The organism is Microcoleus sp. T3_A4 (assembly GCF_036700465.1).
GTDB lineage: Bacteria > Cyanobacteriota > Cyanobacteriia > Cyanobacteriales > Microcoleaceae > Microcoleus.
Genome location: NZ_JAUBOY010000088.1, coordinates 1 through 12234, shown reverse-complemented (window position 1 = coordinate 12234; position 12234 = coordinate 1). Strand labels below are relative to the sequence as shown.

Genomic DNA, 12234 nt, shown 5'->3' with positions numbered 1-12234 from the left:
CAGTAAACAAAAGATTGCTCAGAACCAAGGATGCATTTGTCCTAAATGCGGAGAATCTCTATTCAACGGGGAAGAACGAGATGGAGGGAAGAACTGCATGTTCATCACATTGAACCAAAACAACAGGGTGGGAGTAATAGCTACAAAAATCTCCGATTCTTACACTTCTACTGTCATCAACAGATTCATGCTGCAAAATGACTGAAGCATGTGGAAGCTAGTAATTTGCTTAAGCCGGATGTGCTGAAAGGTACAAGTCCGGTTTTGAGGGGAGGGGGTTACAGCGATGTAATCCCTTTACCCGACTCCTCCATGAGGATGTAGAAGTTGTAAAGCTATGCCAGGTAGAAATAGAGAAGTGGTTAAGTGGCATTGGGTTAGAATTAAAACCGAGTAAGACAAGGTTAGCCCACACCCTGAACAAGTTAGATGATGAACAACCCCGATTCAACTTCCTAGGATTAAACCTCAGGCAATTCCCCGTTGGGAAATACAATTCCGGAGAAAGAACCAGGGGCGGATTATTAGGTTTTAAGACTATTATCACCCCCAGCAAGGAAAGTCAGGAAAGGCACTACAGAAAAAAAAGTTGCTGAAGTAATAAATAAGTCGCGTGGGATAAACCAAGCGACTTTAATAAAAAATCTCAATCCCATCATTAGGGGTTGGTGTAACTACTTCTCAACAGTCATCAGTCAAAAAATATTTTCAAGGCTGTGGCACTTAGTGGTTTGGAAGCTTCTAAAATGGGGTCATCATCGTCCTAGGAACAAAAGCAAAAAGTGGATACGCCGCAAATACTTCAAAACTGTAGAAGGCAATAACTGGGTGTTCGCAACCGGAGAGGGTAATAATCCTTTAAAGCTAATACAACATAGCTCCACTGAAATAAAACGCTATGTAAAAGTAAAAGGGATGGCATCACCCTATGAGGGGGACTGGATATACTGGAGTTCAAGAATGGGAGAACACCCCGAAATACCCGCAAGAGTAGCCAAACTACTCAAGCGACAAAAAGGGAAATGCGCTCACTGCGATAACTACTTCAAAGATGGAGATTCGATAGAAGTTGACCACATCATCCCTAAATCGAAAGGTGGAAAGGAATCTTATGATAATTGGCAGCTACTTCATCGACATTGCCACGACACAAAGACCGCCAATGATGGCAGTCTCGGTAACAAATCTAGCTGTAAAAGTGCTAAACCTAAGCCACCAGTGGAACCAAGCCTCTGGGTTTGGGAAAACGATATGTTGGGAATGACGTACTGATGACAACAGCCGTTTTATTGAGGAGCGGAATGATGGGAAACTATCACGTTCCGTTTTGGAGAGCAGTGGAGGAGGCGACTCCTTCACTGACTTTAATGATTTTGCGAAAAGTAGTGGCAACTCTAGGGCTGTGCCTAAAAGGAGTCGGTAGGGGCGCTTTGATTTTGCCCTTGAAAGTTCGTATTTGGACTCTTCAAGAATCCCCTCGCCTTTAGGCATGGGGAGTATCAAATGATGTCGATTCAGCCAAGTGAGTAGTTGTTGGAAGCCCTCTGGGTCATTGGAGAAGACTTTGGGTTTAGTTTTGCCGTTCTCCAGCATCAAGGCTACATTAAAGGTTTTCTTGCTGATGTCGATGCCGAGAACTGTTTGTGTCATAGTACGCTTACCTCCATTGGCTCTCAACTGCACAAGTGCAGAATCAGGACTGGTCACAGAAAGTAACCTTGTTAATGCAGGCTCAACTTAAAAAGTGGCCTAAGATACTGTCCAGTGTCAGGATCAAACCAGTCACCGTTCGGATCTAGGGAGCTAATCTACGCAACAGACTCATTAAGGTCTCAGGGACACGCCAGCTTCACCTGACCGAAGCAGATAGACTTTTTCATCGTCTTCCAGCAGACTACTCTTAACATACAAGGGACACGGTAGTGCCGTGTCCCTACTGCCCTGTCCCTACACATATTGCATACCAGACCCTCGCGGATGACCGACAAAAACGTGCGATCGACCAAAAGCAGATGGGAACAAATCCTTTAACCTACAATACTATTTCTAGAGATGCCATCACCGAGCCTCCCATAGACTCCCTCAAACCATGCCCAAGCCAAAAAAGACGCCCGCCAAAACCTACACTGAAATCAACCTCAGCGATCCTCAATATTACTTCAACCGAGAACAAAGCTGGCTAGAATTCAACAACCGCGTGCTCCACGAAGCCCTCGACCCCCGCACGCCCCTCCTCGAAAGGCTCAAATTTCTAGCTATTTTTAGCTCCAACCTAGACGAATATTTTATGGTGCGGGTGGCCGCCCTCAAACAGCAAGTACAAGCAAAAGTCAGCAAATTGACCTCCGACGGCAGCACGCCTCAAGAACAGCTAGATGCCCTTAACCAGCGGCTTTTGCCGATGGTTTCTCAGCAACACGCCTATTTTGAGCAAACCCTGCGGCCGAAACTAGCAGCAAGCGGCATCTACATTCTCGACTACATTGACCTCAATCAAGAACAGCGGAATTACTTGCACCGCTACTTCAAAGAACAAGTATTTCCCGTACTCACTCCCCTAGCAGTTGACCCCAGCCACCCATTCCCCTACCTTTCCAATCTCAGTCTCAATTTAGCAGTAGTAGTTAGGGATCCCGACACGCGGGAAGAATTATTTGCCCGCGTCAAAGTACCGCAGGTTTTGCCGAGGTTTTTGCCACTACCGGGGGATTTACAGTGGCAGCAGAGGGGCAAATCTCCGGTTTGGACTGGCGTGCCCCTAGAACAGGTGATTGCCCACAATTTAGAAGCTTTGTTTCCGGGGATGGACATTCAGGAATATCACCCGTTCCGCATTACTCGCAATTCCGATTTGACGGTGGAGGAAGATGAGGCGGAGGATTTGCTGCTGGCAATAGAACAGGAACTCCGCAAGCGTCGGTTTGGAGGTTCTGCGGTGCGGATGGAAATTCAAGCGATTATGCCGCCTGCGCTGCGAGATATGCTGATGGAGGAGCTGGATCTCGGTGAGCAAGATGTTTACGTCGTAGAGGGGCTGCTAGGCCTCAAGGATTTGATGTCTTTTGTGGGGCTGCCCGTGCCGGAACTGAAAGACCCACCTTGGACTCCGGTTGTGCCGCCCCGTTTGCGGAACTCGGAATCGCCAATGATTTTAGGCAAATTGATGTTGGATGCTGACGAGGGCGAGGATATTTTCACCGTCATCCGGCAGGGGGATTTGATGCTACACCATCCCTATCACTCGTTTGCGGCGACGGTGCAGCGGTTTATTACTGAGGCGGCGCACGATCGCTCCGTGTTAGCGATTAAGATGACTTTATACCGCACTTCTGGAGATTCGCCGATCGTCAGCGCCTTAATTCAAGCAGCGGAAAACGGCAAGCAGGTAGCCGTTTTAGTAGAGCTTAAAGCTAGGTTTGACGAAGAAAATAATATTAATTGGGCTCGCAAGTTAGAACAAGCGGGAGTCCACGTAGTTTACGGTTTGGTGGGACTCAAAACCCACACCAAAATTGTGATGGTAGTGCGTCGCGAGGAGGAATTCATCCGTCGCTACGTCCACATCGGCACCGGCAATTACAATCCCAAAACAGCCGGACTCTATACCGATGTGGGTTTGTTGAGTTGTCGCGAGGATTTGGGATCGGATTTGACGGATTTGTTTAACTATTTGACTGGTTATTCGCGGCAGGTATCTTATCGCAAATTATTGGTGGCACCGGTCAATATGCGCGATCAATTTTTAGCTTTAATCCGCCGCGAGGCAGAATTCTGCCGCTTGCAGGCCGAAGGCGGCATCGGTAGCTGTGGCCGCATTGTCGCTAAAATGAATGCTTTAGTTGACCCTCAAATCATTGTTGCTTTGTACGAAGCTTCGCAAGCGGGAGTTAAAATTGATTTGATTATTCGGGGGATTTGCTGTTTGCGTCCCGGCGTTGAGGGTGTTAGCGAAAATATCAGAGTTATCAGTATTATCGGCCGCTTTTTAGAGCATTCTCGGATGTTTTATTTTTTCAACGGTGGCGACGAAGAGGTGTATATTGGTTCTGCTGACTGGATGCAGCGCAATCTCACAAGACGGGTTGAGGCCATAGTTCAGGTGGAAGATCCAACAATTGCCAAGGAATTACAAGAAATTTTGGGAGTAATGCTGGCTGACAACCGCCAAGCTTGGGATTTGCAGTCTGGGGGACACTACTCTCAGCGGCGGCCACCTGCTAATTGCCCGGAAGTGAGCTCTCAGCAAATTTTGATGGATATGGTGATGAATTAGTCAGTTGTCAGTTGTCAGTTGTCAGTTGTCAAATTTGCAGTTAGCAGTGGTGCGTTCTTGTTAGTTATTAAGCTGTACTGCATTTAATTTTGACTTTTTGGGCGGGCAAGATGCCCACCCCACAAGATTTTTACTAGCATAACTATAGCAATCGTTGCAGGATTTGTGGGATGGGCTTCTAGCTCGTCCTTCCCATATCTGGGATGGGCTAGAAGCCCATCCCGACTAGAAACCCAAACCACATTTATAACTGACGAAAGGATTGCTATGTGCAAATTAAATGCGCGACAGCTTAGCCGACCCCCTGACAACTAATGACTAATGACTACTGACTAATGACTACTTAGCTGTTAAAAGTACGCTTGAATTCTTCTAAGAGATCGTCAATTTCTTCGATCGCCTGACTCACATCTATTCTCAGGGCCCCCAAGTCCGATCGATCTAACAGCCGCACGAGGGATTCCCGCTTGCTCTCGATTTCTGCTACGCGCTCTTTGATTGTTTGTGCATCCATGGTTTTTTGCCTTTGCTACTATTAACAAAAATATTTGACATTCCCCCCTGCGAACAGACGGAGATTCTTAATTCACCGACATACCTTTTTGGGCAAATTCTTCACTGTTTTTATAAGGGAAGTGATGAACCTGCTCAGGTTTTTTGGGTCTGTGTTATAGTTTGATTGTACATCAAAACTTCAGCCAAACTCCAGCCACATTTTAGCGCAAAAAAGGCGGACGTTTGGTATCTGCGGGTTTATTTTTCATCATTCCAGCTAAAAATCGCTTCAGAGCCTTCTCCCGGTTTTTCATAAAAGCAGCCCAAAATCCCGGTTGATATTCATCCATTGTCTTGGCTAGGGCCCAGACATCGATCGCTAAGATATTATAAAGCCTTTCATCTTCGCGTTTGAGCGAGTTAATCTGCTCCAAAACCGCCTTGTTTGCTCCAGCAGTTTGTTTGTCTTCGTCTTTAATCATGTCCGAAAAATGGTTGAAAGGGCAAGAGTGTTGATCGCGATCGCCACTCTGTATACTTTGATGATACTGCCGATCTCGATTGCCTTCTGGAACCAACGCCGCGCAATTAACACGGATATTTACCGATGGCGTGCCCGGGCGAGTCCGGCAGGATAAGCTTCTGAACCTAGAGACAAGACTGTGGATGCACACCGCTCCCGCGCTCATAGATGCTAGCAGTTTTTGCAGGTATTTTGGCAAAAAAACTAAATTTATTCAAGACTTTTTGACAGATAATAATTAAAGTATATTATTTCTGTCCGACTACTTACCTCACTAATATGTTACGCAAAATTTCTTTAGCAAACCTAGCCTTAGTTGTGGGCGGTATTATAGCAGCAGTCGGGTTTGGAGCCTACTTCACAGACAGACCTACCCTGAACCTAGCCGGTTTTTTTTATGGAATTCCGCTGTTGCTGGGAGGTTTGGCCCTGAAAGCGGCCGAACTCGAACCAGTGGATTTCACCGAACCTACCTCTGCTGAAGTTCTCCTCCTGCGAGAAAGTCAGGCCACAGATACTCAAAACCAAGTCCGCAAAGATGTCACTCGATTTCGCTACGGCCAACCAGCGCACTTAGATGATGCTTTGGAGCGCCTGGGCCTGGCCCCGACAGACGAGGAACGGCCCATCCTGCAAGGGTTGCGGGAAGTTAATGTTGATGGTGCTTATGGGTTAATTCTAGAGTTTTATTCGCCGCTAATGCCGATCGAAGTCTGGGAAGAAAAGCAAGATAAAATAGCTACTTTTTTTGGACCAGGTTTGCGCGCCCAAGTGAGTCAAAAGGCTAGTGACAAAATTGAAGTGGCTCTCATTAAAAATACTCAAGCTTAAAGTAGTCTTAAGTTTTGAGTGCGTGAATTTTGAAGTCATCAATTAAACATTAATCCTGCATCAGCTTAGATACTGATTTTAGCGGCAGCTTGAAACCTGTCGCTATCAACAAAAGCTCAATCCGCAATTGGACGATCGCGCAAATTAGATTTTCCTTAATTACAATAATAGTTGAGGACCGATCGGCAATCTTAAATCAGGAGAAGCACAAATGGTTTCGTCCCAAAGCAGGATAGGTATTATCGGCGCAGGAACATCAGGAGCTTATCTGGCAATTTTGCTTATAGAGAAAGGGTTTCAAGTTACATTGTTTGAAAAATCACCCCAACCGCGCACCGATGGATGTGGAATTCTGATCGTACAAGCAGGTATGAAAGCGCTGCATCAAGGAAACCCTCAAATTAGCCAAAAAATTATTAACTCAGGCGATGCGGTTAAATTATTCGAGTTTCGCAACCTCCGCGGCGGTGTCATCAATTCCGAACCCGTCACCTATGAAGAAAATGAACTCCCAGGAATGCTGGTACACCGCAAAGCTATTTTAGAAGCACTCCTCGGCGAGTTACCCCCTGAGTGTATTCATTTTAACGCAGAATTAGCATCGATCGCTCAAACCGAGCACAGTGCGATCGCCCACTTTAAAGATGGCACAAAATGGGAAGGCGATCTTTTAATTGGTGCCGATGGAATCGTCTCAAAAGTTCGTCAATTTATAGTTCCAGGCGTTGAACTGTTTTATTTAGGCGATATCGTCTGGCGAGGAATTGTCGAAGATCACAGCTTCTGTCCAGAAGGAAACTTTTTTGTTTATGTACGCGGTAGGGGAATTTATGCCAACTTCTTTCACATTGGTGGAGGTCGCACTCATTGGGGTTTCTTTATTGAAAAAGAGCGCACAGACTCCGAAATCGGGAAACTACAACCTAATAATATCACCATTCCTCCGCAAGAACTAGCCAAACTCCCAGAGGATGCGCGAAAAGTAATTGAATCAACCCCTCTGGAAAATATTGTCTGTCGTTTTTCCTATGACATTGACCCCCTACCAAAAATCTATGATGGTCGTGTTATCTTAATTGGAGATGCGGCCCACGCCAAAAGTTCCACACGGGCTAGAGGTATGACTTCCGGTTGGGAAGATGGTTTGTGTTTAGCACAACATCTCAGAGATAGTGCTAACATTGCCGAAGCGCTAGAAAATTTTCAAGCTGAAAGATTACCTATTGTCCACGAATATCAACGCACTAGCCGTGAAATGAGTTTGAAAATAGGTCGCCGCTAGCCCAATGCAAAATCATCAATATACCCAGATACGCGACTTCTGGGAGAAATCGCGTATTTCAGAAAAAATCATTTTACTCGATCGCGTTTTGTAAAGAAACTGGAGGCTAATCAATGAGTAACGATTTTGTGATTGATCAAGATACCCTCAGCCCTCTCAACCCTCCGGATTTAGAGAAAGTTCCTGAAATTTTCACCCGTCATCTTGGCACTTGGAAAGGCGAGTTTATTAAGACTGATACTCGCGGACATTTTTCTCGCAGCTTTTTGGGTAGTTTTACCATCTGGATTGAAGGAAGTCACTACCGACAAGTCAATAATTATGAATACTCAGATGGTTCTAGCCTCCAGTTAAATTTTGAAGGTGAATTTGAAAATCGGATGCTGAAATTGTCTTCTAGCAATTACTCCGATTTTTCGGCGCTAGTGTGGGATGCAGGACAGGAAGTTATTTGCTTTCGGGCAACTAAAACTCAAGATGACGCACTGATTACTTTTGTAGAAACAATGACATTACTAAGCGAAACTCAGCGAGTTCGTAGCACTCAAGTCTTTAAAAATGGCATTTTTGATGGAATTTCCTTTATTGAGGAAATGCGTTTGTAGCCGAAGCAACAACTGCATCTTATTCTTTCTCTTCCTTCGCGTTCTTAGCGCCTTCGCGGTTCATTTAATTTTACTCCATAAGCCATTGGAATAAAAAAAGGTTAATCAGCATTGACAAACAAGCGAGAACGAGTAATAAAACGTTCTCCATCCGGCCCTTCCAGGGAAAAATCGCTGCCTCCGGGCCCCCATGCCACGTCTATAATTAACTGCGTGTGCTGCCAATATTTGTATTGCTGGGCTGCAATATAAAAGGGACAACCGCCTATTTCGCCCAGCAATACGTCACCATTACCGATTATCAATTCGCCATCGGGAAAGCACATGGGAGAACTACCGTCGCAGCAGCCGCCGGATTGGTGAAACATCAATTCTCCGTGTTGAGTTTTGAGATGATTGATTAATTTTAAAGCGGCTTCTGTTGCGGTGACTTTGGCAGTTTCCATTGTAGTCTGTTTAGAACAATATCTAGTTGTTATTATGAGTTTGTAGTAAGCTGTCGGGCATCTAAATTGTATTTTTGGGCGGGCGGGACACCCCAGAAGCAGCAAATTGACTCTTTGTGGAACAGGCATCTTGCCTGTTCCTGACGCCCACCCCACAAGCAGAAAATTCACTCTTTGTGGAACAGGCATCTTGCCTGTTCCTGACAGAATTTAATAGTTGAAGGACTAAAGTCCTCACTACAAACCCATGACTAAAACCTTAGAAGAAACCTAAAGCTTTCGGGCTGTAGCTGACCAACAAATTCTTGGTTTGCTGGTAGTGATCTAACATCATTTTGTGATTTTCGCGACCGATACCGGATGATTTGTAGCCGCCGAATGCTGCGTGGGCCGGATATAGGTGATAGCAGTTTGTCCACACGCGGCCGGCTTGAACGGCGCGGCCCATGCGGTAGGCGGTGTTGATGTCGCGAGTCCAAACTCCGGCACCTAAACCGTAGAGAGTGTCGTTGGCAATTTCTAATGCTTCGGCTTCGTCTTTGAAGGTGGTGACTGCTAATACTGGGCCGAAGATTTCTTCTTGGAAAATTCGCATTTTGTTGTTTCCTTTGAAGACTGTCGGCTGGAAGTAATAGCCGTCTTGCAAGTCGCCAGATAAGATGTTTCTTTCGCCACCAATGAGACATTCTGCGCCTTCGGCGTGACCGATTTTGACGTATTCGGCGATTTTTTCCATCTGGTTGATGGAGACTTGGGCGCCGAGGGCGGTTGTCGGATCTAAGGGGTTGTCTTGTTTGATTTGGCGGATGCGATCGATCGCCCTTTCCATGAATCGATCGTAGATTGACTCCTGAATTAAGGCGCGGGAGGGACAGGTGCACACTTCGCCTTGATTGAACGCAAACATGACTAATCCTTCCACTGCTTTGTCGAGGAATTCGTCGTCTTGGGCGCAGACATCTTCAAAGAAAATATTGGGGGATTTGCCGCCTAGTTCTAGGGTGACGGGGATGACGTTTTGGGAGGCGTATTGCATGATTAGCCTGCCGGTGGTGGTTTCGCCGGTGAAGGCGACTTTGGCAATCCGGGGACTCGTGGCGAGGGTTTTGCCGATTTCGGCGCCTGGCCCGTTAATGACGTTGATTACGCCGTCTGGTACTAAGTCGGCGATGATTTCCATCAGTACCAAGATTGAGGCGGGGGTGGGGCCTGCTGGTTTGAGCACGACGCAGTTACCGGCGGCGAGGGCTGGGGCGAGTTTCCAGGCGGCCATTAATATCGGGAAGTTCCAGGGTATGATTTGTCCGATGACGCCTAGGGGTTCGTGGAAGTGGTAGGCGACTGTTGTTCCGTCGAGTTCGCCGATCGACCCTTCTTGGGCTCGGATGCAGCTTGCGAAGTAGCGGAAATGGTCGATCGCCAGCGGTATGTCTGCGAGGCGGGTTTCGCGAATTGGTTTGCCGTTGTCCCAGGTTTCGGCGATGGCGAGGCGATCGAGGTTTTCTTCTATGCGATCGGCAATTTTGTGTAAAACCCTCGCCCTATCGGCTGGGGAAGTCTTACCCCACTTGTCTTTCGCGGCGTGGGCGGCATCTAGTGCCAATTCTACATCCTCGGCGGTCGATCGGGGGATTTGACAAATTGATTTTCCTGTAATTGGAGACAGGTTTTCCGAGTATTTCCCTTTCACCGGTGGCACCCACTTGCCGCCGATAAAGTTGTCGTAGCGAGTTTGAAAAATCGACTGACTGCCGGATTGAACAGGTGCTGCTACTACCATTTTATTACCTGATTAAAATTTGTTTTCGCGGACGCTTAAAATCTCTTGCATATCAACTATCGTCTATTTTCCTGAAGTTCGGTCAATTGATATACAAAATTTTACATTTTTCAAATGTTTTGTAGTCACTGTAGGGGCGGGTTCACCAACAATCTCAGGCTAAAACCAACAATCTCAAAAACCCGCCCCCACCCAACTGTAAATACTATTAATTAACTGTGTCGCCGGGAAGTTTTATCCAAAATTTAGTACCTTTACCAGGTTGCAAAAACTCTTTAAATTTCCTTATTTGTGCTCTAAACTATCGATAACTGAGAGTAAGTTTTCCCTAAATTCTGGGCTTTATAAACCAAAGACAAATCAGAAATTTGCACCGTGAGATATTTGCTAATTCCCATATTTTTATCAGATACCTCAATATAAACTTCCTGAGCATCGACACCTCAGTGCCAATCCGAATCACCAGTTTAAATTGGATGAATTGCATCTATTACAACTCTTGATCCGACTCTTATAAAACATCGATCGCGTGATTGAGGATATTCAGAAAAGCTTGATTTATCTGAGATGTTGCACCATTTTCAATAAGGTTTTTATGAACAGGCAAGATCCCTGTTCCACAAAGAGTGAATTTTATTGTGGAACAGGGATCTTGCCTGTTCTTGAGAAGGGTGCAAGATGTGAGATTTATCCAAGCTGCATACCGCTCAATCTGTGGCCAATTGCCCAATTGTTTCATCAGCTTGATGCCTAGCCGTCCCTCGCAAATAATCACGTTTTTTAAATTTGCACCGAGAAAGTCAAACCTTCGCAGCGTTTTATTGCTAAAATTGAAAAAATAGTAAATAAGTGCATTCATCATTATCAAGGTGAGGATATTGCATAATATTTATTAGCACCATAAGCAATAAGGGTGAAAAAACTCAATGTCTGCTCAAGGGTTTTATCGTCGTTCACTCCCCGATTCTGCTATTGCCTTTTCCTCCGTAGAGGGAAAGCAAATATTTCAAGAAGCGTTGGCATTGGGAGGTATGGAAGGGTATTTTGCTCTAGCCGAACAGTTTCATACTCAAGCAGAACCCGCTTTTTGTGGATTGGGTAGTTTAGTTGTTGTTCTTAATGCCTTATCCATCGATCCGGGTCGCATTTGGAAAGGGGTGTGGAGATGGTATGGAGAGGAATTTTTAGACTGTTGCTTACCTCTTTCAGTCATTAAAGAAAACGGTATCACCTTTGATGAGTTTGTCTGTATAGCACGTTGCAACGGTGCTGTTGTAAAACCTAACCGTTACCACCAAAGCAGCTTGGAAAACTTTCGGCAAGCAGTTGAGGAGGTGACTACGGCGTCAGGTGATATTCATCTAGTTGTTTCCTACAGCCGAAAGGTATTGGGACAAACGGGTGATGGTCACTTTTCACCAATTGGTGGCTATCATCCACAGCGGGATCTAGTTCTTCTGCTGGATGTTGCCCGTTTCAAATATCCACCTCACTGGGTTTCTTTGCCTTTGTTATGGCAAGCATTTGAACCTGTCGATTCCGTCACTAATCAATGTCGAGGTTATATTTTATTGCAGAAGAGTGAAAGGTTGCCAGAAACCTTTTTTCATGTTGCTTGTGATTTACATCAGTGGCGTAGTGTTGCTCCTTACTTTGCAGAAATACTGCCAGACATTCTGAGAAAAGAGCAACCTGATTCAATTGCTTCATTTGTCAGTACCATCCTGCACCATTTGCCTGTTGAATTCACAACCATGCTGCATACCTCGTCAGAGACGGCAGAGACACTTGAGAAATTACGGGCAACTCTTGAGTTAAATTCACTGTTTGATATTGTTCACCAATGCTTGTCAAGCGATGACGGGGATGCAATGTCTGTTGTAGGGAAGTGGGGATCGCAACAGCCATTCGTAGCAGAGATAATACAGCAGATTCCAGGTTTATGAAGTACAGTAACAGCAGCTTGTAAACCAGTTTTTAAAGTGCTTAGGATTGACCA

Annotated in this window: 11 protein-coding genes and 1 pseudogene; 7 read left to right on the top strand and 5 right to left on the bottom strand. The window is 45.6% G+C overall.

Translation table 11 applies throughout. From position 1 onward, the window contains the following. Nucleotides 1-205: hypothetical protein (locus tag QUA07_RS28865; RefSeq protein ID WP_333332392.1), on the top strand; the 205-nt coding region annotated here is incomplete at its 5' end. 395 nt (nt 206-600) lie between these two features. Then, a pseudogene (locus QUA07_RS28860) lies at nt 601-1101 on the top strand (group II intron maturase-specific domain-containing protein); the annotation flags it as partial. 24 nt (nt 1102-1125) lie between these two features. Here the strand turns inward: QUA07_RS28860 and QUA07_RS28855 are convergent. Further along, nucleotides 1126-1650: a hypothetical protein gene (locus QUA07_RS28855; RefSeq protein WP_333332389.1), complete on the bottom strand. Its 525-nt coding sequence runs from the start codon at nt 1648-1650 to the stop codon at nt 1126-1128. Between the two features lie 439 nt (nt 1651-2089). Here QUA07_RS28855 and ppk1 point away from each other — a divergent pair, with 439 nt between their 5' ends. Beyond that, nucleotides 2090-4273, top strand: coding sequence for a polyphosphate kinase 1 (gene ppk1 / locus QUA07_RS28850; RefSeq protein WP_333085610.1), 2184 nt, complete (start codon nt 2090-2092; stop codon nt 4271-4273). A 343-nt stretch (nt 4274-4616) separates the two neighbouring features. Here the strand turns inward: ppk1 and QUA07_RS28845 are convergent, their stop codons facing one another. Both QUA07_RS28845 and QUA07_RS28840 read right to left on the bottom strand, forming a co-directional pair. Continuing rightward, nucleotides 4617-4787 carry a hypothetical protein gene (locus tag QUA07_RS28845; protein WP_015176488.1) on the bottom strand — a complete coding sequence of 57 codons (171 nt, stop codon included), beginning with the start codon at nt 4785-4787 and terminating at the stop codon, nt 4617-4619. A gap of 202 nt (nt 4788-4989) precedes the next feature. Further along, complete coding sequence (locus tag QUA07_RS28840) at nt 4990-5250, bottom strand: hypothetical protein (protein WP_006632500.1); 261 nt, start codon at nt 5248-5250, stop codon at nt 4990-4992. 320 nt (nt 5251-5570) lie between these two features. Between QUA07_RS28840 and QUA07_RS28835 the strand changes: the two genes are divergently transcribed. The 3 genes from QUA07_RS28835 (at nt 5571) to QUA07_RS28825 (ending at nt 8009) form a co-directional block, all read left to right on the top strand. Further along, complete coding sequence (locus QUA07_RS28835) at nt 5571-6122, top strand: DUF2854 domain-containing protein (protein WP_333332385.1); 552 nt, start codon at nt 5571-5573, stop codon at nt 6120-6122. Between the two features lie 211 nt (nt 6123-6333). Further along, nucleotides 6334-7404, top strand: a complete 1071-nt coding sequence (locus tag QUA07_RS28830) for an FAD-dependent monooxygenase (RefSeq protein WP_333332383.1) — start codon at nt 6334-6336, stop codon at nt 7402-7404. Nucleotides 7405-7517: 113 nt separating this feature from the next. Beyond that, nucleotides 7518-8009 (top strand): hypothetical protein, encoded by a 492-nt coding sequence (locus QUA07_RS28825; RefSeq protein WP_333332381.1) that lies wholly within the window; start codon nt 7518-7520, stop codon nt 8007-8009. A gap of 101 nt (nt 8010-8110) precedes the next feature. Here the strand turns inward: QUA07_RS28825 and QUA07_RS28820 are convergent, their stop codons facing one another. After that, nucleotides 8111-8455 (bottom strand): DUF779 domain-containing protein, encoded by a 345-nt coding sequence (locus QUA07_RS28820; protein WP_333332378.1) that lies wholly within the window; start codon nt 8453-8455, stop codon nt 8111-8113. A 259-nt stretch (nt 8456-8714) separates the two neighbouring features. Beyond that, nucleotides 8715-10235, bottom strand: coding sequence for an acetaldehyde dehydrogenase ExaC (gene exaC / locus QUA07_RS28815; RefSeq protein WP_333332375.1), 1521 nt, complete (start codon nt 10233-10235; stop codon nt 8715-8717). A gap of 926 nt (nt 10236-11161) precedes the next feature. Between exaC and QUA07_RS28810 the strand changes: the two genes are divergently transcribed. Further along, nucleotides 11162-12181, top strand: a complete 1020-nt coding sequence (locus tag QUA07_RS28810) for a phytochelatin synthase family protein (protein ID WP_333332372.1) — start codon at nt 11162-11164, stop codon at nt 12179-12181. Nucleotides 12182-12234 lie beyond the last annotated feature (53 nt).